Raw genomic sequence first — 20,438 nt, forward strand, 5'->3', positions numbered from 1 at the left:
CGAATGACCCCGCAGCCGCCTTGCGCGGCTCGCATTAAGCGCTATTAACCCTGCCCAATGGACCGCATTCACATTCGCGGCGGCAACACGCTCAACGGCCGCCTTCCCATCTCCGGCGCAAAGAACGCCGCCCTGACGTTGCTGCCTTGCGCGTTGCTGACCGACGAGCCGGTGACGCTGCGCAATCTGCCGCGTCTGGCCGACGTCGACAGTTTCGGCCATCTGCTGAACCAGTTGGGCGTATCGACCATGATCGAGGGCGCCCGGCCGGAGGATTTCGGACGCGTCCTGACGATGCGCGCCGGCCGCGTCACCTCGACCGAAGCGCCCTATGACATCGTGCGGAAAATGCGCGCGTCGATTCTGGTGCTGGGTCCGCTGCTCGCCCGTGTCGGCGAAGCGCGCGTGTCTCTGCCCGGCGGCTGCGCCATCGGCAATCGCCCGATCGACCTGCATTTGAAGGCGCTGGAAGCCTTCGGCGCGACGCTCGAAACCACGGCCGGCTATGTCCGCGCCAGCGTGCCGGACGGCGGCCTGCCCGGCGGCATCTACACCTTCCCGGTCGTGTCGGTCGGCGCCACCGAAAATGCGGTGATGGCGGCCTCGCTGGCCAAGGGCACCTGCATCCTCGAAAATGCGGCGCGCGAACCGGAAATCGTCGATCTCTGCAACCTGCTCGTCGCGATGGGCGCGGACATTGAGGGCATCGGCACCGACAAGCTGGTCATCCACGGCCGCGATCGGCTGCACGGCGCGACCTACAGCGTCATGCCCGACCGGATCGAGGCGGGCAGCTACGCCTGCGCCGCCGCCATCACCGGCGGATCGATCGATCTGATCGGCGCCAATGCCGACGACATGCACGCCATCCTCGCCGCCCTGCGCGATGCGGGGGTACAGGTCGATCCGCACAAGAACGGCATCCGCATCTCCTCGGACGGCAAGCTCAAGCCGCTGACCCTGTCGACGGCGCCGTTCCCGGCTTTCCCGACCGATATGCAGGCGCAGTTCATGGCGATGCTGACCAAGGCGGACGGCGCATCGGTGCTGACCGAAACCATCTTTGAAAATCGCTACATGCACGTACCGGAACTGGCGCGCATGGGCGCGGACATCGCCGTCAACGGCCGGACCGCCGTGGTGCGCGGCGTGGACAGGCTGGTCGGGGCGCCGGTGATGGCGACCGACCTGCGCGCTTCGATGAGCCTCATCCTTGCCGGTCTTGCCGCCGAAGGCGAAACCCAGGTCCAGCGCGTCTATCATCTCGATCGCGGCTATGAACGGCTGGAAGAAAAGCTGTCCGCCGTCGGCGCGGATATCGAACGGGTCAGCGATGGCTGAGACATGCGGCCTGGCGACCGATCGGGCGACGTTGCTGGCGCTCTATGATCTGGACGCCGGCGGCTTCCACAGTCTCGATGAGATTACGGGCTTCGCCGCGCAATTGTGCGGCGTGCCGATCGCGCTGGTCAGCATAGTCGAAGATGTGCGCCAGCGTTTCCTGTCCCGTGTCGGTCTGGACGCTGAAGAAACGCCGCGCGACGTGTCTTTCTGCGCGCTCGCGATGTTGGGGGGGGACATCTTCCTCGTCCCCGATGCGACCCGCGATCCGCGTTTCGCCAACAATGCGCTGGTCACCGGCGCGCCGCATATCCGCTTCTACGCCGGTGCGCCGCTGGTCGGCTCGGACGGCGAGCCTTTGGGTGCGTTGTGCGTCATCGACACCGTGCCCCGCGACGACCTGACCCCGCTCCAGCGCCACGGCCTGACCCTGCTGGCCCGCCAGGTCATGGCCGAACTGGAAGGGCGCCGCCGCGACCGCAGCCTGATCCTGCGTCAACGGATGGACGCAGCCGCGATCGCCGACAGCGATCGTCTGTTCCGCACCTTGTCGGACGCCATGCCGCAGATGGTCTGGTCGACCCTGGCCGACGGCTATCATGATTATTATAACGCCCGCTGGTATGATTATACGGGCATGCCCGTCGGATCGACGGATGGCGAGGCGTGGAACGGTGTGTTCCATCCCGACGATCAGGACCGCGCCTGGGCGCGATGGCGTAACAGCCTGGCCACCGGCGAGCCTTACGAGATCGAATATCGGTTGCGGCATCATAGCGGCGAATATCGCTGGACGCTGGGCCGCGCGCTGCCGATCCGTGACGGCGACGGCGTGATCGTGCGGTGGATGGGCACTTGCACCGATATTCACGAACAGAAGCTGATGATGGAAGAGCGCGAGATGATCGCGCACGAACTGTCGCACCGGATCAAGAATATCTTTTCGGTGATCGCAGGCCTGATCGGCCTGTCGGCGCGCCAGCACCCGGAAATCAGCGATGTCGCGGACGATCTGCGTGACCGCATCCTGGCGCTGGGTCGCGCCCATGATTTCGTGCGGCCGCACAGCGCTGAATCCGCGCCCAGGATCGGCGGCGGACAAGGCAGCCTGCGCGGACTGCTTGCCCAGATTTTCGCGCCCTATCGCAACGAAACCGGCGCACGCATCGTGCTGTCTGGCGACGACCCGGCGATCGACGATCGCTCCGCGACGCCGCTGGCGCTATTGTTCCACGAACTGGCGACCAACGCTGCCAAATATGGCGCGCTGTCGGAAACCGATGGTCTTGTTCGCCTGCATGTCGCGGTGGATGGCAGCAATGTCTGCATCGACTGGCAGGAAGAGGGCGGCCCGGCGGTCCTGTCCGGTCGCCCGGACGGCTTCGGCACCCGCCTCATGACGCTCAGCGTCGAACGGCAATTGGGTGGGCGGATCGAACGGCACTGGCGACCGGACGGCCTGCGGCTCAGCCTCTGGATTCCATCCCGTTCCATGAGCCGGGCGGCGGGAACGGCGTAAAGCCGGCAATCTCCGCCTCGGTCAGGTCAGGCTGCTCCGCAGCGGCCAGTTGCAGCGCAGCGGCGATGCTCTGGGGACGGAACGGCTTGATGATCACTCCCAGCGCCGCACCCGACGCTGCGCCGATCTGGGCCGGGTTGGCGGTGACATAGATCACGCGAATGCCATGCCGCGCCGCCAGCTCCATGCCGATCTGCGGCCCGGTCGGCCCATCGCGCAGGTTGAGATCGACCAGCGCGATGTCGCAATCGTTCGCACCGGCCAGCGCAGCCGGACGATCGGCGGCGATCGCGGCGACGGCGAATCCGGCATCCTCGACGATCTGCTCGATCTCCAGTGCGACGAAAATCTCGTCCTCGACGATTAAAACCTTCTTGCGCATTTCATGACCTGTAAAATCTGGAATAGATAAAGTCCGATGCAGCGGTTCGGTTCCCTGTTGAGCGCTAAAACACCGCCATGGCATCCGGCAAGGATCTATTCCGGCACATTGGTCCACACAGTCTCGAACTTGGTGCCGGCCATCAGCAGCACCGACGCCGGATAGCCTGCATCGCCGGCCTTGCGCGCGGTATCGGTGGCGGTTGCCACGGCCAGCGCCTCGGTGGCGAAGGGGCCATAATATTGATTGTTCAGGTTGATCTTCCACGCGCCCTCATGGGGCACGACGATATAGCGGGCGTGGGGCAGGGACATGGATCAGAGTACCTCTGTGTTATAATGGTGCCAGGCCATGATCGCGGCGGCGCCGCGATGCGGGCGCCAGGCTTCGGCGACTTGTCGGGTCATTGCTTCGCTCGGCCTTTCGGCCATGCCCAATATCCGGCCAATCTCTATCTGTATCGCCAGATCGCCGGCGGGCCAGATATCCGGCCGTCCTTCCGCGAACAACAGGTAGATTTCCGCCGACCACCGCCCGATCCCCTTGATCTGCACCAGTTGTGCGATCGCCGTCTCGTCATCGGCGGGCAGGGCATGGAGGTCGAGCGCCCCCGCCACCACCAGTTCGGCAAGACTCCGGGCATAGCCCTGCTTCTGCCGCGATAGCCCGCATGCCCGTAACGCATCGAAATCCCGCGCCAGCAACGCTTGCGGCGCGCAGCCTTCGCCCAGTTCCGCCTCCAGCTTGCGCCACACGGCCGCGGCCGACGCCACGCTCACCTGCTGGCCCACGATCGTACGCAGCAGCGTCTCATAGCCCGGCTCCCGCACCCGCGGCGCCGGGTAGCCGACCCGCGCGATCGCCGCCACGAAGCCCGGCTCCAGCGCGGCGATCGCATCCAGGCTCGTCCGCAACTGATCGACACTGTTCACCATATTGCCGTCGCCCAGACCTTTGATTTACTGGCCTCTTGATTTCCCGCTCCCTGTCCGTCAGAGCAGAAAAAATTTTGAGGGGATAGGGTAGATGCCGAAACTGATCGTGGTCAACCGTTCGGGTGAAGAACAGGCTGTCGATGGCGACACTGGCCTGTCGGTGATGGAAGTCATCCGCGACAACGGCTTTGACGAATTGCTGGCGCTGTGCGGCGGCTGCTGCTCCTGCGCGACCTGTCATGTCTATGTCGACCCGGCCTTCGCCGACGCTCTGCCGGCCATGAGCGAGGACGAAAACGACCTGCTCGACAGCAGCGATCATCGCAACGACAGCAGCCGCCTGTCCTGCCAGGTCGTGCTGAACGACGCGCTGGACGGCCTGCGCGTCACCATCGCACCGGAAGACTGATCCCGCGCGGGTGAAGCCGGGCTACCGCTTCACCCGCAACGTCGCGGCCGGCGCGTCGCTGGTCAGCGGCGTGATCGTCCAGACGATCCGCTTGCCCTGCGGCGTGGTGTCCGCGCCTTCTTCCTGATTCTGGCTGACGATCTCCGCGTCCGTTGTCAGCGTGAAGGTGCCGTTCAGCGCCTTGGCCGCCTCATCCCCGGCGCTACCCATGCCCGCCGGCCCCTGGCTCTTGTCGAACCCGTTGGCGAATCCCGGCGCCTTCACCCGCACCCGGTCGTCCCCGCGCATCTCCACCGCGACGAAGGGCAGCACGATCTGCGCGTCGATGTTGAACGGAAACAGGAAGGCGTGGTCCAGCCGGCCCGTGATCGCATAGTCGATCTCGAACTTGTGGTTGCCCATGTAACGGGCCGACCGAAACCCCTTCTCCTTGCCCAGCGCGGCCGCGATCGCCTGCATCTGCGCCTCGTCGCTCTTGTCGTCCTTGCCGACCGCGTCGCTGAAATCCTCATCCTGCGCCGCGATCTGCATCATCGTGGGGCTATTCTCCGCCTCACCCTCCGCCGCATCGTCGCTGGACGAAGACGCGCCCGTCAGCGCCTCCTTCCCCATGTCCGACGCCAGTATCTCGCCCTTATAGGCGAAGCTGAAACTGCGGTCGGCGCGGATGTCCAGGCTCGATTCGAACCGGCCCGGCGTCACCAGACAGGCGGAGAGCGCCAGCAGCCCCGCCAGCGCCCCCAAAGTGCGATACAGCCGGCCCATGGCCTCTCTCCCCCGTGTCAAAGCCCCCGTCAGCCGACCGTCGCGGCGTAGAGCGCGATCGCCGCCGCGTTGGAGACGTTCAGGCTCTCCATGCGCGGGCTGATCGGCAGTTTGGCGATAATGTCGCAATGGGCGATGGTATTATGACGCAAGCCTTCGCCCTCGGCGCCCAGCACCAGGGCGACGCGCGATTCGCCGATCGCCTCGCCCAGCGTGGTGTCCGCCTCGCCGTCCAGCCCGATGCGCCAGTAACCGGCCTCGGCAATTTCCTCCAGCGCGCGGGCCAGGTTCACCACCCGCACCCACGGCATGCTTTCCAGCGCGCCCGACGCCGCCCGCGCCAGCACCCCCGATTCGGGCGGCGCATGCCGGTCCTGCGTCACGATGCACAAGGCGTCGAACGCGGCGGCGGAGCGCAGGATCGCGCCCACATTATGCGGGTCCGTCACCTGATCCAGCACCAGGATCGGCCGCTTGTCGTCCTGCCCCTGTTCCAGAATCTCGCCCAGCCAGACATCGTCCAGCGGCTCGACTTCGGCGACGATGCCCTGATGCGGCGCGTCGGACGGGACCATGCGGCCCATGTCGGCGACGTCGGCATAGACGATCGGCAGCACCGGCGGCAGGTCGAGGGCGCCGAGCGCCTCGCGCGTCCCCCATATCTTGCGCACGATGCGGTCGGGGTTGGCGAGCGCCGCGATGACGGCATGACGACCATAGAAGCGCGGAAAGGCGCTCTTGGGCTTGGTGGAGCGATTGGGCTTTTTCATGATTTCGCTCTTTTCACATCAGGCCATTGACAGGCAAGTCTCCATTCGCCATTGAGCCGCCTCCAACGCAGCGGGAACGCAATTTTCCGCCGCGCAGGGCACTGGACAGGTGGCCGAGTGGTTAAAGGCAGCAGACTGTAAATCTGCCCGGGTTTCCCGTACGCTGGTTCGAATCCAGCCCTGTCCACCACTGCATCGGGCCGATGCAGTCACCCCCTCCACGGAGGGGCGGAGGCAGGCCAGTGTGGACACATAGCTCAGTTGGTAGAGCAGCTGACTCTTAATCAGCGGGTCCTTGGTTCGAGCCCAAGTGTGTCCACCACCCTCCTTCCTTAGAACAACGGTCCTCCGGCGCGCCGCCTCTTTCGGGTTTCCGGCCAGCGCGCCGCCTTTCCGAGCCCGCCCTGTATGAAAGGGAAGCGCCCCATGGCGTGGCTCATCCTCGGCATTGCCGTATTCACTGAAATCTGTTGGGCCTTGAGCCTGAAATGGGCGGCCACCATAGGTAGCTGGCAAGCCTCCGCCGTGCCGATTGCTTTGAGCTTCCTCAACATGGGCCTGCTCGCCCTCGCGATGAAAGGCATCCCCGCCGGCACCGCCTATGCGGTCTGGACCGGCCTTGGCGCCGTGGGCGTCATCATCGGCAGCATGATCGTCTTCGGCGACCGCGTGAATATGGTGCAGGCGGGCTTCATGGCGATGATCGTGGTGGGGGTCGTGGGGACGAAGGTGTTTGGGAACGGGTGAGGGGCGGCGAGGGTGTCTAGATCGCACCCCGTTCGTTCATGTCGACCGGCTCAAAACATGCGGTCGCGGATTGGCCGAGATGTAGACTTGGGTTTCAACGGCGTAGAACATGGCCACAGATGGCCACATCATGGCAATCTTCCAAGATCAGAGCCAGACCTATCGCTATTCGGTGGCCTGAATGAAGTCCGAATCGAACATCCAAGAAAGCGGAAAGGGCTGGACCATGCGGCATTTGGTACAGCGCACACTTTCCGAAAGGATCATTCGCGCCGCGTTATGGCGGGTGATGCGAAGTGGTTGGCCACAATGGTCGCAAGCTATTGGGGGCAACTTTCCTAAGATACTCAGGACAGTTGCTGCCTTATCGCCCTCTTCTAGGAGCAAGTAGCCGAGAATCGACCGGGCCTCGAAGGCCAGCATGCTTCCACCCTCAGGTGGGTGCATGCGTTCGAAGAGTCCCATGACCACATGCGATAAGTAGAGGAGGATGTGCGGGAGCGCTCCGTAGACCGCGTGGTAGTTGTCGTCGTTCTCCAGATTCGCGAAGATGAAGTTGAAGTTCTCCGGCGACGTCCTGAGTTCTATCCTATCGACGGTGATGAGATGCACGGCATGCTGGAAGAGCAGTTGCAGGCCGTAAGGATTTTTCCTGTCGAAGAGGGTTTCGTCGATAAACACGCTGTCGATAACGGAAGCAACCCGCGTTCTCGTCAGCGCATCGCCTAGGATTTGCGCCCGACGCTCTTTGAGCCTTTTGGATGTCAGCGCGTTAGGGCTGTTGGTCGAAAATGCCTCATAGAACCCGTCCTCGTCCCCCAGCATCCACGAAAGGTAGAGTAGGTTGTCGGTCAGAGGTTTGCGGAGTAGGTTAGCGGCGACCACAATTTTTCGCTTCTCAAGGCACCGGAGCGCCTCGTGAATATGGTGAAGGCAGTCGGACACCATTGCCATTGTAATCTGGTTAATTATCACCCGGCGTGCCTCTGCCTCATATCCGGCCGCGCGCATCGCAGCGATGGGGCCATTAGCGCTATCGCTCGCGTTGAAGAGCGCTGTCTCGTCCTCATTCTTGAAGGTGATTGTGACGACATGTGCCTTCGCGCTTTCGTAGTCGCACAGGATGCGCACGCACTCATCGTGAAGGAAAAAACTGTACTCATGAGCAAGCCGGAGAGGGCGCGGCATCCATCTCAGTCTATTTCGGGGGATTAGGTTTGCGCTGATGCTCATGCCCAGATGTTAGCGAGCCAATCGCATCTGGCTACCCTCGCACCAGTGAAAAGGCGACAACTTGTATTAAGGCGTTAGCTTTGGTTGTTAAAAAGCTGTGCGGTTGCTTGTCTCGCAACCGGCCACAACATCCCGCTGTCCTACACTCCCCAATCCATGTCATCCTCCCGCTGGCTCTTTCCCACCGTCGGCTTCATCCACCCCGCGCCGCCTTCGCACCGGTACGGGCCGTACTTTGCAGAAATTTTCCTATTGCGAAATCCACGGCACCCGTCTGTGCCCACGCTTTTGCGTCCGCCACGACGGTATGAACTTCGCATTCCATGACCCTCTTGCAAAACGCCACCTCCCGCCTTTGCGCCTCGCCACACCTCTGCTACAGGCGCGCCCATGCTGAATCTGAATTCCATCACCGTGCGCCTGGGCGGCCGCGTCATTCTCGATCGCGCTGCCGCCGCGCTGCCGCCGCGCAGCCGTGTCGGCCTCATCGGCCGCAACGGCGCGGGCAAGTCCACGCTGATGAAGGTGATGATCGGCCAGCTCGACCCGGACGAGGGGTCGTGCGACATGCCCCGCGACACGCGGCTGGGCTATATCGCGCAGGAAGCCCCGTCCGGCACCGCGACCCCGTTCGACACCGTGCTCGAAGCCGACAAGGAACGCGCCACTTTGATGGCGGAGGCGGAGCATACGCAAGACCCCGATCGCCTGGGCCACATATACGAGCGGCTGACGACGATCGACGCCTATACCGCCCCGGCCCGCGCCGCCCGCATCCTCGTCGGCCTTGGCTTTGACGAGGAAATGCAGGGCCGCCCGCTCGACAGCTATTCGGGCGGCTGGAAGATGCGCGTGGCGCTCGCCTCTTTGCTCTTCTCCAACCCCGACCTGCTGCTGCTGGACGAACCGTCGAACCATCTCGACCTCGAAGCCACGCTCTGGCTGGAGAATTTTCTCAAAGCCTATCGCGGCACCGTGGTCGTCATCAGCCACGAACGCGACCTGCTCAACAATGTGGTCGACTATATCCTCCATCTGGAAGGGGGGAAGGTCACCCTCTACCCCGGCGGCTACGACGCCTTCGAGCGGCAGCGCGCCGAGCGGCTCGCCCAGCAGGAAGCCGCCCGCTCCAAGCAGCAGGCGGAGCGCGAGAAGTTGCAGGACTATGTCGCCCGCAACTCGGCCCGCGCCTCGACCGCGAAACAGGCCCAGTCCCGCGCCAAGGCGCTGGCCCGCATGCAGCCCATCGCCGCCGCGATCGAAGATCCCACGCTGCATTTCGGCTTCCCCAGTCCCGCCGAACTGCGCCCGCCGCTCATCACCATGGACATGGCCTCGGTCGGCTACACCGACACGCCGATCCTGCGCCGCATCAACCTGCGCATCGACCCGGACGACCGGCTGGCGCTGCTCGGCCGCAACGGCAACGGCAAGACGACGCTGGCCCGCCTGATCGCCGCGCAACTCGCCCCGATGGAAGGCGAAATGGCCTCCAGCCCCAAGATGAACGTCGGTTACTTCACCCAATATCAGGTGGAGGAACTGGACGTCACCGACACGCCGCTGGAACATATGACCCGCGTCATGAAGGGCGCGACGCCCGGCGCGGTGCGCGCCCAACTCGGCCGCTTCGGTTTCTCCGGCGAGCGCGCGGTGCAGAAGGTCGGCTCCATGTCGGGCGGCGAGCGCGCCCGTCTGGCGCTGGCCCTCATCACCCGCGACGCGCCGCACATGCTGATCCTCGACGAACCGACCAACCATCTCGACGTCGACAGTCGAGAGGCGCTGGTCCAGGCCTTGAACGACTATAGCGGCGCGGTGGTCATCGTATCGCATGACCGCCACATGATCGAACTGGTCGCCGACCGTCTGGTGCTGGTCGACAACGGCACCGCCCAGCCGTTCGACGGCAGCCTGGACGATTATACCGACATCATCCTGCGCAAGGCGGACGGCAACGCCAGCAGCAGCGGCGGAGACGCGCCCAAGGTCGATCGCAAGGCCGACAAGAAAGCCGCCGCCGAATGGCGCGAAAAGCAGAAGCTGCTGAAGAACGCGGTGAATAAGGCGGAGCGCGAGATGACCGCGCTGACCACCGAACGCGGCCGGATCGACGCCGCCCTGTCGAACCCGAAGACGGCGACCGGGGCGGAAGCGAAGATGACCAGCAGCCAGTTGATGGTGAAGCGCGCCGAGGTCGAAAAGAAGCTGGCGACGGCCGAAGAAATCTGGATGGAAGCCGGCGCGGCGCTGGAAGCGGGTTAACGCCCCATCAGGATGAAGGGCGCCCAGATATAGGGCTGCACCGCATTGGGATGCTTCGACGCGATCAGCTTGAGCATCGCCCGCTGCAACGCCACCGGCCGGGGCAGGCCGCGACGGGCGCCCTTCACCGTCTCCAGCGTGACGAAGGCGCTGGCATCGTCCCGCACCGGCCAGTGCGACACCAGCAGCGATCCCGCCCCGGCATAGCGAAACGCCTGGGCGAGGCCCGAATAGGCCGGCGACTGGCCGTTGTCGCCCGCCGCCGTGTTGCAGGCGGACAGGATGACCCAGTCCGCCCCGATCCGCATCGTCGCCACCTCCGACGCGGTCAACAGGCCGTCATCCTGGCGATCGTGGGCCGCCGGCGGCGACAGGACCAGCGCCGGTTCGCTCACCCCCTCCATCTCGCCGCTCACCAGCCCATGCGTTGCGAACAGGATGACGCCATAGCCGGACAGGTCCAGCGTGCGCAGCGCGCGCTCATTGGCCTGCGCGCCCAGCAGCAAGGTGGTGCGCGCCGACCCGAAACGCTGCGCGACCGCCTGCAACTCCGCCTGCGATCCGGGCAGCGGCGGCAAATGCGACAAGGCCTGTGCGGTGTCGCCATTGCGGGCGGACGGATCGACCGCCAGCGGCGGGCCATCGCCGCGCGCAACAGCCTCAGACCGGACAACGCCGAACGATTGTGGCGCACCGATGCCCAGGAAACGCTGGTCGCGCGCTGCAAGCTGGTGCCGATGCCGGCCGCCGGTGGAGAAACCGGGCTGCACCTCGATCGCGAAGCGATGGATCAGCCATGGCGTCGTGCGGGTCACCGTCTCCACCGGCCGCTGCGGCAGCATGGAGAAGGGCAGGGAGGCGAAGGCGCCGGTCGGCACGATGCGCAGGCTGCTGGCCTTGCCCAGTGTCGCGAGGATGCCGGGCGTGAAGATCTGGCGGTAAAGGCTGTGCGCGCTGGACCGGTCGAAACCCGCCGGGGTGAGCGAACCGCGCAATTTCCCCACCAGCGCCACCAGCCCGGCACGGTCCATCTGCGCCCGCTCGACATGCACGGCGTCGTTGCCGACCGCGAGCAGATAGACCCCGTCAAAGGCCGGCATCACCGCCAGCAACGCCTCATCCTTGCCAAGGCTGGCACGCAGCGCGCCAAGATCGGGCCGCGCGCCGCCATGCGCCTCCACCCAGCGCGGATAGTCGCGGGCGATGGCGGTCCGCTCGGCATCCACCTCCGTCGCGACGGTGGCACGGTCCGCGCGCGCCTCGGCCACGCCGCTGTCGATCGCCAGCGCTTTGAGCAAATGGCTGTCGGCGGCCTGCAACCTCTTGGTCCGGTCCTGAAGGCTGCGCACGCGCGCGGCCAGGGCCGGATCGGCGACCAGCCGCTGCGCCACCAGCCGGTTGGCCTGCGCGATCCGCGACCCGGCCAGGATCGCCATCGCGTCCAGCGCCAGCGCGCCGTCCTGCGTCTCGACGGCCACCGCCAGGATCGTGTCGAGCGCGGCGCGCTGCTCCTCGTTCAGCTCGCCATCGTCATTGACGCTGGCATTGTCGCGCAACAGGCCCGCAAGCTGGCGCGCGGCCGGCCCCAACGCCGCCTGATCCTGCCGGGTCCAGGCGACCAGCATCGCCGCCTGCGCCAGCGGAATGGCGGGCGCATTGTCGAGTTGCCGGGTCTCTGCGGCGAAGGCGTCGGCGGCGCGACGGGCATCGTCGCCCCGCTTCGCCGCAATCAGGGCCGGAACAAGATAGGGATAGACGCGCTGGCCGATGTCGCGGTCCTTGTCCGACCCGGCATGCACGCGCGCCAGCGCATCCGTCAGCCGCTCGACGGCCTGCTCGCGCCGTCCCTCGGCCAGCGCGGCCGATGCGGCAAACGCCAGCGCACGGGCGGATTGCGGACTGTCCTCGCCCTCCAGCCCGCGAAAGCCGCGCTCGGCCTCCATGAACAGGGACTCCGCGTCGGCATAGCGTTCCAGCGGCAGCAGGACCGTGCCCAGATTTTGCAGGCCGAACTGGAAATAGAGGCTGCTGGTGCCGACCGTCTCGCGCTTGATGGCGATGGCGCGTTGCAGATAGTCCAGACTCTCGGTCCGCCGGCCGGTACGGGACAGCAGCAGGCCCAGCGCCTCCAGCGCGCGGGCGTAGCTCGGATGTTTGCGATCGACATGGTCGGTGGCGATATCCACCGCCATGCGGGCATATGTCTCCGCCTCCGCGTCGCGGTCGGCGCGGGCGAGCATCTGGGCATAGCTGTAATAGGAGCCGATCGTGTCCGCACTGTTCGGTCCGGCCGCCAGGATGCGCGCCTCCATGCTGGCCTTTTGCGCCTCCACCGCCTCGTCATTGCGGCCGAGCCGGGTCAGCGCCTGCGCATGGGAGAAGGCGATGTTCGACCGCAGCATCTGGGTCGATTCATCCTGCCGGTCGGCCGGGGTGCGGGCGATATAGAGGTCCATATAGCCGCTCGCTTGCGCCAGCGTATCCGCCGCACCGGTCACGTCACCCAACGCCGCCTGAATGAACCCCTTGATCGACAGGCCCTGCATCCAGGCGACCGGATAGGCATCGGCAAAGGGCGCCAACAGCGTGAGGCCCTCGCTCGACCGGGTGAGGGCGTCGGTATTTTTGCCGTCGATCTGGTCCATGGAGGACAGGTTGATGAGCGCCACCCCGGCGAGCGGATGGGGCTTTCCGTCGATCCTGACCCGCATGGCGGCGGCGTGCAGGCGGTTCCAGGCGTCGCGGGTCTTTTGCGACATGGACAGGGCATAATCGTCGCTGTTGAACAGGTCCGACGCCTGCTGCTCCAGTGCACGGAGCCGCGCATGACGGGGATCGGTAGTGGAAAAGCCGGCGGGTGGCGCGGCAAGGGCGCATGGCGCAGGCAGGGCCAGCGTCAGCAGGATAGCCGAAACAGCAGCGGAAAGTCTCATCTTACCCCCACCATGGCGCGACCCTCGCGTCTCATGGGTCCGGTGCGGGCGGGCGTCAAGGGGACGCCGCGCCCCGTTTTGCTCAGGCGAGCGTCAGCCGCCAGTCCCAGCGCAACGGATCGCCGTCCATCACCTCGACCCCGCGGGCGATCAGGGCATCGCGAATCTCGTCGGACAGGGCGAAATTCTTTTCGGCGCGGGCAGCGGTGCGGCGCTCCAGTTCCGCCTCGATCTCCTCCGGCATGATCTGCGCATCCCTGGGCTGGACGCGCAGGTCGGCGCGGCCAAGCGTCAGCAGATTGAGGCCCAATGCCTGGTCGAAGGCGGCGATCAGGCAGAGCTTCTCGTCCACCGGCACCTTCTTCATGCCAACGGCTTCCTCCAGCAGCGGCAGCGCGCGCGGCGTCATCAGGTCGTCGGCGATCGCCGCGTCGAACTGCTCCAGCAGCGGCGCCAGCTTCGGGTGCAGATTGGCGCGCAGATAATCGAGCCGCGGCGATTGCCAGGTCACGCCCTCGGCGCGCGCCTTCAAGCCCTCGACGCCCATGACCAGCCGCTTGAGCCGCGTCAGCGCCGCCGCCAGATTGTCCGCGCTGAACTCCAGTTCCGACCGGTAATGCGCGCCAAGGCACAGCAGGCGGTAGGCGATCGGATGGACGCCCGCGTCGATCAGGCTGAACAGTGTCGTGAAGCCGCCCTTCGACTTCGACATCTTGCCCTGACGATCCACCAGGAAATTATTGTGCATCCACCAGCGCGCGCCGGTGAAGCCCGCCGCCGCCGCATCGGGTTCGCCGCAGCAGCTATGAAAGGCCTGATTCTGGGCGATTTCGTTCGGGTGATGGATCTCGCGATGGTCGATGCCGCCGGTGTGAATGTCGAACGGCTGGCCAAGCCGCGCCTGCGACATGACCGAACATTCCAGATGCCAGCCCGGCGCGCCCTTGCCCCAGGGGCTGTCCCATTCCATCTGGCGCTGCTCGCCCGGCGGCGACTTGCGCCAGATGGCGAAGTCGGACGGGTTGCGCTTGCCGGCGACAGGATCGATCCGTGCGTGCGCCGCATCATCGCGGCCACCGGCCAGCGCGCCATAATCCGGCACGCTGCTGCTGTCGAAATAGAGGCCGCTCTCCAGCTCATAGCAATGATCCGGCGCAATCTTTTCGGCGAAGGCGATCATCTGCGGCACATAATCGGTCGCGACCGTCCATTCGCTGGGCGCCAGGATGTTGAGGTCGGCGATATTGGACTTGAACGCCTCGGTATAATGGGCGGCGATGTCCCAGATGCTGCGCGCGCTCGCCTTCGCCGCTGCCTCCATCTTGTCGTCGCCGGCGTCGGCGTCGCTGGTCAGATGGCCGACATCGGTGATGTTGATGATCTGGGTGACGGCCAGCCCCTTCCACAACAGCGTCCGGCGCAGCGTGTCGACGAAGACATAGGCGCGCAGGTTGCCGATATGGGCGTAATTATAGACGGTCGGGCCGCAGCTATAGACGCGCGCATGACGGCCCTCGATCGGCGCGAACGGCTCGATCGTGCGGGTCAGGCTGTTGAACAGGCGCAGCGGCGCGGGGATGTGCTGGTCGTCGGACATGGTGGCCAGCCATGTCGCGAAGCAGGGCAGGGGTCAATCCTTCCCGGTCATCACGATGCAGAGAATTATTTAGTTAGCTAAGTAATGAAATTGCGCAGGCGATTTGGGTGTCTCACTCGCTGTCTCATTGGCGACGACCGGACCCCATCCGCGACCGTCAAGACCCTGCCCGATTGTAATAAAATGTTGCGCAGCGGCCGATCCCTTGCGGCCGCGCATGGGGCATCCGATATTGTCGATGCGGGCCGGGCCCCTCTGGCGACATGGATTTCCCCCTGATCCCTGTCGCGATGTCGGACCGCATCGGGTGTGCCCGGTGCAGGTTCTGCGGCGATTTGCCCCCTCTCGTCGCCGCAGGAGACCGCACCGGGCCACTCGAACCAACTGTTTTGGCCATTTTGAATGGAGCGAGTGTAACCCATGAATAATCCCGTTCGCATGCCGGGCTATGGTGCCAGCCAGACGGCGCAGACCGACGCCGGCCTGCGTGCGCACATGCTGGGCGTCTTCCGCAATATGGGCATCGGCCTGGTCATCACCGGTCTGGTCGCCGCTCTGGTCGGCAACACCCCGGCGCTGGCCGCCGCCATCTACGGCACGCCCCTGAAATGGGTCGCGATCTTCGCGCCGCTGGCCTTCGTCTTCTTCTTCAGCTTCCGCATGGAAAAGATGAGCACCTCTGGCGCCCGCACCGCCTTCTACGCCTTCGCCGCCGTCATGGGCGTGTCGCTGGGCAGCGTGTTCCTGGTCTTCACCGGCGGCAGCATCGCCCAGGCCTTCTTCTCGGCTGCGGTCATGTTCCTCGCCATGGCGCTGTGGGGCTATACCACCCAGCGTGACCTGACGAAAATGGGCAGCTTCCTGATGATGGGCCTGATCGGCATCATCGTCGCCAGCCTCATCAACCTCTTCATCGGCTCGTCAGCGATGGCGATGGTCATCTCGATCATCGGCGTGGTGGTCTTCACCGGCCTTACCGCCTGGGACGTGCAGCGCATCAAGTCGGAATATTTCTACTATGCCGGCCATGAAGTCGCAGGGAAGATGCAGGTCATGGGCGCGCTGTCGCTCTACCTGAACTTCGTCAACCTGTTCCAGATGCTGCTCAGCCTGACGGGTGAGCGCGAATAATGCGCGATCCCGCCATGGTGTCGGCGATGCTCTGCCCGGTCTGTCATGTCGGCCTCGCCATGACGGACCGGCAGGGGGTCGAAATCGACTATTGCCCGCAATGCCGGGGTGTCTGGCTGGACCGGGGCGAACTGGACAAGATCATCGAGCGATCCGGGTCGGCAAGCGCCCCCACGCCCCAACCCGCACCCTTCGCCCAGCAAAGCTATCGCCCGGACCGGGATTATCGTGATGACGGTCGCGACAACGGGCGCGGCTACCCGAAGAAGCGCAAGAAGAGCTTTCTGGAAGAGCTGTTCGATTGACGAAAGGCCGGCCTGACGAAGGACCGGCCTTTTGCTTTCAGTGCGCCGCGCCCCAACTCGGTCCGGTCCCGATTTCCACACCCAGCGGCACGCTCAGCGTCACGATCGGTTCGGCCGCGCTCTCCATCACCTGCCGGATGACCGCGCTGGCGGCGTCCACATCACCTTCGGGCAGTTCGAACACCAGTTCGTCATGCACTTGCAGCAGCATCTTGACGTCGGGCAGGCCCGCCGCCTCCAGCGCCGGTCCCATGCGCGCCATCGCCCGTTTGATGATGTCGGCGCTGGTACCCTGGATCGGGGCGTTGATCGCGGCGCGCTCGGCGCCCTGCCGTTCGTGCTGGACCGATGCCTTGATGCGCGGGAACCATGTCTTCCGGCCGAACAGCGTTTCGGTATAGCCGCGTTCCCGAACCTTCTCGATCGTCTCGTTGATATAGACGCTGATGCCGGGGAAGCGCTCATAATAGCGGCTGATCATGTCCTGCGCCTCGTCCGCGCTGATTTCCAGCCGCCCGGCCAGCCCCCAGCGCGAAATGCCGTAGAGAATGGCGAAATTGATCGTCTTAGCCCGGCCGCGCGTGTCGCGATTGACCTCGCCGAACAATTCCTGCGCGGTGCGGTTGTGGATGTCCTCGCCTGCGGCGAACGCCTCCTTGAGCGCCGGCACATCGGCCATATGCGCCGCCAGCCGCAATTCGATCTGGCTATAGTCCGCCGCCAGGATGACGTTGCCCGGTTCCGCGACGAAGGCGTGGCGGATCTGGCGGCCGACTTCGGTGCGGATCGGGATATTCTGGAGGTTGGGATCGGTCGAGGACAGGCGTCCGGTCTGCGCGCCGGTCAGCGAGTAGCTGGTATGGACGCGGCTCGTATCCTTGTTGATCTGCGCCTGAAGCGCGTCGGTATAGGTCGATTTGAGCTTCGATAGCTGCCGCCACTCCAGCACCTTGCCCGCGATCGGAGCGCCCTGTGCTGCCAATTGCTCCAGGATGGTGACGTCGGTGGAATAAGCGCCCGACTTGCCCTTCTTGCCGCCCTTATAGCCCATCTTGTCGAACAGGATCGCGCCGAGCTGCTGGGTCGATCCGATGGCGAAGGGCTGGCCGGCGATCGCGTGAATCTCGGTTTCCAGTGCGGCGATGCCGGCGGTGAACTCGGCCGACAGGCGGGACAGATGCTCGCGATCGACCTTGATCCCCCGATGCTCCATCCGGGCGATCACGCCGACCAGCGGGCGGTCGACCAGTTCATAGACGCGGTTCGCCCCTTCATTGGCGACGCGCGTCTTGAACCGCTTCCACAGGCGCAGGGTAACGTCGGCATCCTCGGCCGCATATTCGGTGGCGCGGGGCAGGGGGACTTCGGCGAAGCTGATCTGGCTCTTGCCGGTGCCGACCACCTCCTTGAAGCTGATGCACTGATGGTCGAGGTGCGTCTTCGCCGCCTCGTCCATGCCATGACCCGCCAGCGATTGCCCGGCGTCGAGGTCGAAACTCATGACGATCGTGTCGTCATAAGGCGCGATCTCGATCCCGTGACGGCGCAGCACGGTCAGGTCATATTTCAGATTCTGGCCGATCTTGAGGACGGAGTCATCCTCCAGCAGCGGCTTCAGCTTCGCAATGACTAGCGCCTTGTCCAACTGCTCGGGCCGTTCCGCGAACATATCCGTCCCGCCATGCCCGACCGGAACATAGCAGGCCTTGTTCGGCCCGGTCGCCAGGCTGACGCCGACCAGTTGGCAGGACACGGCGTCCAGCATGTCGGTTTCGGTGTCCACCGCGACCAGCCCTTCGGCATAGGCGGCGGCGATCCAGCGATCGAGCGCCTCTGCCGTCACGACGGTTTCATAGAGGCTCCGGTCTATCGCCGGTTCTTCCGCCCGCGCCGGGGCAGCGGCCGCGGCTTCCGCGCTGACGGCGCTGGCTGCGGCCACCGCTACGGCAGCAGCCGGCGCGCCAAGGCGGTTGAGCAGCGTCTTGAAGCCATGATGCGACAGGAATGCCTGCAAAGGCTCCTTCGGGATGCCCTTGAGCGTCAGATCGTCCAGCGGTTCGGGCAGATCCATGCTGTCATGCAGCGCCACCAGCCGCCGCGACAGCCGGGCCATCTCCGCATGGGCGATGAGGTTTTCCTGCATCTTCGACTTCTTCATCGCAGGCGCAGCCTCCAGCGCGGCTTCCAGCGATCCATATTCGGTGATCAGCTTCGCCGCCGTCTTCGGACCGATGCCTGGAATGCCGGGGACATTGTCGACGCTGTCGCCCATCAACGCCAGCACATCGCCCAATTGCTCGGGCTGCACGCCGAACTTGCCGACCACATAGTCCGCGCCGCGCCGCTCATTCTTCATCGTGTCGTACATGTCGACGCCGGGCTGGATCAACTGCATCAGATCCTTGTCGGAACTGACGATGGTGACATGCCATCCCGCGCGCACGGCGGCCTGGGTATAGCTGGCGATGATGTCGTCGGCTTCGAACCCGGCTTCCTCGATACAGGGGAGGGAAAAGGCGCGGGTCGCGTCGCGGATCATCGGGAATTGCGGGACCAGATCCTCCGGCGCGGGCGGGCGGTTCGCCTTATACTGGTCGTACATGTCGTTGCGGAAAGTGTGCGACCCCTTGTCCAGAACGACGGCGAGGTGGGTCGGGCCTTCCGCCTTGCCCAGTTCCTCGGCCAGCTTCCACAACATCGTCGTATAGCCATAGACCGCGCCGACCGGCTGGCCATGCTGGTTGGTGAGCGGCGGAAGCTGATGATAGGCGCGGAAGATATAGCCGCTGCCGTCGACGAGATAGAGGTGATTCTGGGTCATGGGTGGAGGGGATAGCGGGTAAAGAGCGCCCCCTCCAGCCTTCAGGACCAGTCGCGCGTCAATGCCTCCGCCGTGGCGTCCATCAGGCGCGGTTCACCACTGCCGGTCAGTGCATAGGACATGTCGCCGCGCCGCCAATAGGCGACCGATTCCGCGCCTTCCTGCACCGCGTCGGGCCGTTCGGGCGCACGGCTGCGATCGCGCAGGGCGAAGAGCGAGAAATTCTGGCCGCCCTCCGTCTTCACCGCCACCACCAGCGCCGGGCCGCGCTCGGTGGGGAAGAGCTGGACGTCGGTGACGCGCCAGTCGTCGGGCAGATGCGGCATGGCGATGCGGGTGTTGGACGCGATTTCGCGGGCGTCATATCTGGGCGTTTCCACCTGTGACACCATGGCTGCGCGCATCATCGCGATGCGATGCGAATTGACCGCATAGTCGACATAGTCAGGCGGGCCAGAGGGAGGCAGGAAGGCCAGGGCCAGACCGGCTGCTGCCGCAAGCGGAGCAAGCAATGGCAGGGCACGGCGCCAGCGTGGCCGGACAGGCGCGGCGTGCAACCGGGCGGCTGCGTCGGCCATGGCCGGTGGTACCGCGTCGGAGCGTGGCGTCATCAGCCGCAGAGCGCTGCGGGTCGACAGGTCGGCCATGACCTGCGCCGCCTGATCGGGGTGGCGGGACAGATGTGTCTCCACCACGAAGCGGCGGGACAGGTCCAACTGGTCATCGACATAGGCGTCTATTTCCAGCGCGTTCACATCATTGGTCATCCTGTCCTCCCACCAGCCGCAGGTGCGGATGGCCTTTTTCTGTGTTTCCGTCCCGGAGCGCCGCCCTCGCCCGCGACAGGCGTGACATGACCGTGCCGATCGGGATGCCCAATATGTCGGCCGCCTGCTGATAGCCCAGCCCTTCGATCGCGGTCAGGTGCAACACCGCGCGCTGGGCGTCGGGCAGGGTGGCGAAACCGTGCGCAATCTCCGCCAGCCGCATATGGTCTTCCTGCTGCGGATCGACGCTGGATAGCAGTGTTTCGGCGAACCGGTCGTTCCGGCGCGTTTCGGCAGCCTGGCGCCGCTTGCCGGATACGAAGACATTATGGACGATCCCCAGCAGCCAGCGCGTGCGGCTGCGGTCGGGCTGATAGGTCGCCTTGCGCTCGATCGCGCGCAGCAGCGCATCCTGAACCACATCGTCGGCATCGACATCGTCACGGGCGAGCGCGCGCGCATAGCGGCGCATCGCCAGCAGGTCCGCCTCCATGTCGTGCACGTCGTCCATAGCTGGC

General features: G+C 65.2%; 18 protein-coding genes and 2 tRNA genes. 9 read left to right on the forward strand and 11 right to left on the reverse strand.

Features of this window, described 5'->3' with window-relative positions; genetic code table 11:
* Window positions 1-57 precede the first annotated feature (57 nt).
* Together murA and ASE85_RS09620 are read left to right on the forward strand one after the other, a co-directional pair.
* On the forward strand, window positions 58-1,341 hold the full coding sequence (gene murA / locus ASE85_RS09615; protein ID WP_056687187.1) for a UDP-N-acetylglucosamine 1-carboxyvinyltransferase: 1,284 nt from the start codon (window positions 58-60) through the stop codon (window positions 1,339-1,341).
* Window positions 1,334-2,860, forward strand: a complete 1,527-nt coding sequence (locus ASE85_RS09620; protein ID WP_056687190.1) for a PAS domain-containing protein — start codon at window positions 1,334-1,336, stop codon at window positions 2,858-2,860. The genes murA and ASE85_RS09620 overlap by 8 nt, the downstream gene beginning before the upstream one ends.
* On the opposite strand, the gene ASE85_RS09625 is transcribed toward ASE85_RS09620, so the two are convergent.
* The 3 genes from ASE85_RS09625 to ASE85_RS09635 form a co-directional block, all read right to left on the reverse strand.
* Window positions 2,808-3,242 carry a response regulator gene (locus tag ASE85_RS09625; RefSeq protein ID WP_056687194.1) on the reverse strand — a complete coding sequence of 145 codons (435 nt, stop codon included), beginning with the start codon at window positions 3,240-3,242 and terminating at the stop codon, window positions 2,808-2,810. The genes ASE85_RS09620 and ASE85_RS09625 overlap by 53 nt on opposite strands.
* Before the next feature lie 95 nt (window positions 3,243-3,337).
* Window positions 3,338-3,556 (reverse strand): hypothetical protein, encoded by a 219-nt coding sequence (locus ASE85_RS09630; RefSeq protein ID WP_056687196.1) that lies wholly within the window; start codon window positions 3,554-3,556, stop codon window positions 3,338-3,340.
* Between the two features lie 3 nt (window positions 3,557-3,559).
* Window positions 3,560-4,177 carry a DNA-3-methyladenine glycosylase family protein gene (locus ASE85_RS09635; RefSeq protein WP_056687199.1) on the reverse strand — a complete coding sequence of 206 codons (618 nt, stop codon included), beginning with the start codon at window positions 4,175-4,177 and terminating at the stop codon, window positions 3,560-3,562.
* A gap of 91 nt (window positions 4,178-4,268) precedes the next feature.
* Between ASE85_RS09635 and ASE85_RS09640 the strand changes: the two genes are divergently transcribed.
* On the forward strand, window positions 4,269-4,586 hold the full coding sequence (locus ASE85_RS09640; protein WP_056687202.1) for a 2Fe-2S iron-sulfur cluster-binding protein: 318 nt from the start codon (window positions 4,269-4,271) through the stop codon (window positions 4,584-4,586).
* Between the two features lie 21 nt (window positions 4,587-4,607).
* Here the strand turns inward: ASE85_RS09640 and ASE85_RS09645 are convergent, their stop codons facing one another.
* Together ASE85_RS09645 and rlmB are read right to left on the reverse strand one after the other, a co-directional pair.
* Window positions 4,608-5,351: a hypothetical protein gene (locus ASE85_RS09645; RefSeq protein WP_056687205.1), complete on the reverse strand. Its 744-nt coding sequence runs from the start codon at window positions 5,349-5,351 to the stop codon at window positions 4,608-4,610.
* Between the two features lie 29 nt (window positions 5,352-5,380).
* Complete coding sequence (rlmB, locus tag ASE85_RS09650) at window positions 5,381-6,121, reverse strand: 23S rRNA (guanosine(2251)-2'-O)-methyltransferase RlmB (RefSeq protein WP_056687208.1); 741 nt, start codon at window positions 6,119-6,121, stop codon at window positions 5,381-5,383.
* 103 nt (window positions 6,122-6,224) lie between these two features.
* Between rlmB and ASE85_RS09655 the strand changes: the two genes are divergently transcribed.
* The 3 genes from ASE85_RS09655 (at window position 6,225) to ASE85_RS09665 (ending at window position 6,868) form a co-directional block, all read left to right on the forward strand.
* Window positions 6,225-6,311, forward strand: a tRNA-Tyr gene (locus ASE85_RS09655).
* Window positions 6,312-6,367: 56 nt separating this feature from the next.
* Window positions 6,368-6,443, forward strand: a tRNA-Lys gene (locus tag ASE85_RS09660).
* A gap of 104 nt (window positions 6,444-6,547) precedes the next feature.
* Complete coding sequence (locus ASE85_RS09665) at window positions 6,548-6,868, forward strand: DMT family transporter (protein ID WP_056687211.1); 321 nt, start codon at window positions 6,548-6,550, stop codon at window positions 6,866-6,868.
* A 165-nt stretch (window positions 6,869-7,033) separates the two neighbouring features.
* Here ASE85_RS09665 and ASE85_RS09670 read toward each other — a convergent pair whose 3' ends face one another.
* Window positions 7,034-8,056: a hypothetical protein gene (locus tag ASE85_RS09670; protein WP_056687214.1), complete on the reverse strand. Its 1,023-nt coding sequence runs from the start codon at window positions 8,054-8,056 to the stop codon at window positions 7,034-7,036.
* Between the two features lie 435 nt (window positions 8,057-8,491).
* On the opposite strand from ASE85_RS09670, the gene ASE85_RS09675 reads away from it, so the two are divergent.
* Window positions 8,492-10,366 carry an ABC-F family ATP-binding cassette domain-containing protein gene (locus ASE85_RS09675; RefSeq protein WP_056687217.1) on the forward strand — a complete coding sequence of 625 codons (1,875 nt, stop codon included), beginning with the start codon at window positions 8,492-8,494 and terminating at the stop codon, window positions 10,364-10,366.
* On the opposite strand, the gene ASE85_RS09680 is transcribed toward ASE85_RS09675, so the two are convergent.
* Both ASE85_RS09680 and cysS read right to left on the reverse strand, forming a co-directional pair.
* Window positions 10,363-13,299 carry a CHAT domain-containing protein gene (locus tag ASE85_RS09680; protein ID WP_056687220.1) on the reverse strand — a complete coding sequence of 979 codons (2,937 nt, stop codon included), beginning with the start codon at window positions 13,297-13,299 and terminating at the stop codon, window positions 10,363-10,365. The two genes, ASE85_RS09675 and ASE85_RS09680, sit on opposite strands and share 4 nt — an antisense overlap.
* Before the next feature lie 82 nt (window positions 13,300-13,381).
* Window positions 13,382-14,896, reverse strand: coding sequence for a cysteine--tRNA ligase (cysS, locus tag ASE85_RS09685; RefSeq protein ID WP_056687223.1), 1,515 nt, complete (start codon window positions 14,894-14,896; stop codon window positions 13,382-13,384).
* 420 nt (window positions 14,897-15,316) lie between these two features.
* Here cysS and ASE85_RS09690 point away from each other — a divergent pair, with 420 nt between their 5' ends.
* Together ASE85_RS09690 and ASE85_RS09695 are read left to right on the forward strand one after the other, a co-directional pair.
* Window positions 15,317-16,027 (forward strand): Bax inhibitor-1/YccA family protein, encoded by a 711-nt coding sequence (locus ASE85_RS09690; RefSeq protein WP_056687227.1) that lies wholly within the window; start codon window positions 15,317-15,319, stop codon window positions 16,025-16,027.
* Complete coding sequence (locus ASE85_RS09695; protein ID WP_056687231.1) at window positions 16,027-16,332, forward strand: TFIIB-type zinc ribbon-containing protein; 306 nt, start codon at window positions 16,027-16,029, stop codon at window positions 16,330-16,332. Before ASE85_RS09690 ends, ASE85_RS09695 begins: the two co-directional genes overlap by 1 nt.
* A 37-nt stretch (window positions 16,333-16,369) precedes the next feature.
* Here the strand turns inward: ASE85_RS09695 and polA are convergent, their stop codons facing one another.
* The 3 genes from polA to ASE85_RS09710 are packed head-to-tail and all read right to left on the reverse strand — an operon-like array spanning window position 16,370 to window position 20,431.
* A complete protein-coding gene (gene polA / locus ASE85_RS09700) occupies window positions 16,370-19,153 on the reverse strand; it encodes a DNA polymerase I (RefSeq protein WP_056687234.1) in 2,784 nt (927 codons plus the stop codon).
* 41 nt (window positions 19,154-19,194) lie between these two features.
* Window positions 19,195-19,920 carry an anti-sigma factor family protein gene (locus ASE85_RS09705; RefSeq protein ID WP_056687237.1) on the reverse strand — a complete coding sequence of 242 codons (726 nt, stop codon included), beginning with the start codon at window positions 19,918-19,920 and terminating at the stop codon, window positions 19,195-19,197.
* Window positions 19,910-20,431, reverse strand: coding sequence for a sigma-70 family RNA polymerase sigma factor (locus ASE85_RS09710; protein WP_056687239.1), 522 nt, complete (start codon window positions 20,429-20,431; stop codon window positions 19,910-19,912). Before ASE85_RS09710 ends, ASE85_RS09705 begins: the two co-directional genes overlap by 11 nt.
* Window positions 20,432-20,438 lie beyond the last annotated feature (7 nt).

Origin of the sequence: Sphingobium sp. Leaf26, assembly GCF_001421665.1 — a bacterium.
In the GTDB taxonomy this organism is placed as follows: Bacteria; Pseudomonadota; Alphaproteobacteria; order Sphingomonadales; family Sphingomonadaceae; genus Sphingobium.

Excerpts from the sequence above, each read along its gene's own strand:
- ASE85_RS09670 (WP_056687214.1), bottom strand. The coding sequence starts at position 8,056 with ATGCCGCGCCCTCTCCGGCTTGCTCATGAGTACAGTTTTTTCCTTCAC.
- ASE85_RS09710 (WP_056687239.1), bottom strand. The coding sequence starts at position 20,431 with ATGGACGACGTGCACGACATGGAGGCGGACCTGCTGGCGATGCGCCGC.
- ASE85_RS09625 (WP_056687194.1), bottom strand. The coding sequence starts at position 3,242 with ATGCGCAAGAAGGTTTTAATCGTCGAGGACGAGATTTTCGTCGCACTG.
- rlmB (WP_056687208.1), bottom strand. The coding sequence starts at position 6,121 with ATGAAAAAGCCCAATCGCTCCACCAAGCCCAAGAGCGCCTTTCCGCGC.
- murA (WP_056687187.1), top strand. The coding sequence starts at position 58 with ATGGACCGCATTCACATTCGCGGCGGCAACACGCTCAACGGCCGCCTT.
- polA (WP_056687234.1), bottom strand. The coding sequence starts at position 19,153 with ATGACCCAGAATCACCTCTATCTCGTCGACGGCAGCGGCTATATCTTC.
- ASE85_RS09630 (WP_056687196.1), bottom strand. The coding sequence starts at position 3,556 with ATGTCCCTGCCCCACGCCCGCTATATCGTCGTGCCCCATGAGGGCGCG.
- ASE85_RS09695 (WP_056687231.1), top strand. The coding sequence starts at position 16,027 with ATGCGCGATCCCGCCATGGTGTCGGCGATGCTCTGCCCGGTCTGTCAT.
- ASE85_RS09645 (WP_056687205.1), bottom strand. The coding sequence starts at position 5,351 with ATGGGCCGGCTGTATCGCACTTTGGGGGCGCTGGCGGGGCTGCTGGCG.
- ASE85_RS09675 (WP_056687217.1), top strand. The coding sequence starts at position 8,492 with ATGCTGAATCTGAATTCCATCACCGTGCGCCTGGGCGGCCGCGTCATT.
- ASE85_RS09640 (WP_056687202.1), top strand. The coding sequence starts at position 4,269 with ATGCCGAAACTGATCGTGGTCAACCGTTCGGGTGAAGAACAGGCTGTC.
- ASE85_RS09705 (WP_056687237.1), bottom strand. The coding sequence starts at position 19,920 with ATGACCAATGATGTGAACGCGCTGGAAATAGACGCCTATGTCGATGAC.
- ASE85_RS09620 (WP_056687190.1), top strand. The coding sequence starts at position 1,334 with ATGGCTGAGACATGCGGCCTGGCGACCGATCGGGCGACGTTGCTGGCG.
- ASE85_RS09690 (WP_056687227.1), top strand. The coding sequence starts at position 15,317 with ATGAATAATCCCGTTCGCATGCCGGGCTATGGTGCCAGCCAGACGGCG.
- ASE85_RS09635 (WP_056687199.1), bottom strand. The coding sequence starts at position 4,177 with ATGGTGAACAGTGTCGATCAGTTGCGGACGAGCCTGGATGCGATCGCC.
- cysS (WP_056687223.1), bottom strand. The coding sequence starts at position 14,896 with ATGTCCGACGACCAGCACATCCCCGCGCCGCTGCGCCTGTTCAACAGC.
- ASE85_RS09665 (WP_056687211.1), top strand. The coding sequence starts at position 6,548 with ATGGCGTGGCTCATCCTCGGCATTGCCGTATTCACTGAAATCTGTTGG.
- ASE85_RS09680 (WP_056687220.1), bottom strand. The coding sequence starts at position 13,299 with ATGAGACTTTCCGCTGCTGTTTCGGCTATCCTGCTGACGCTGGCCCTG.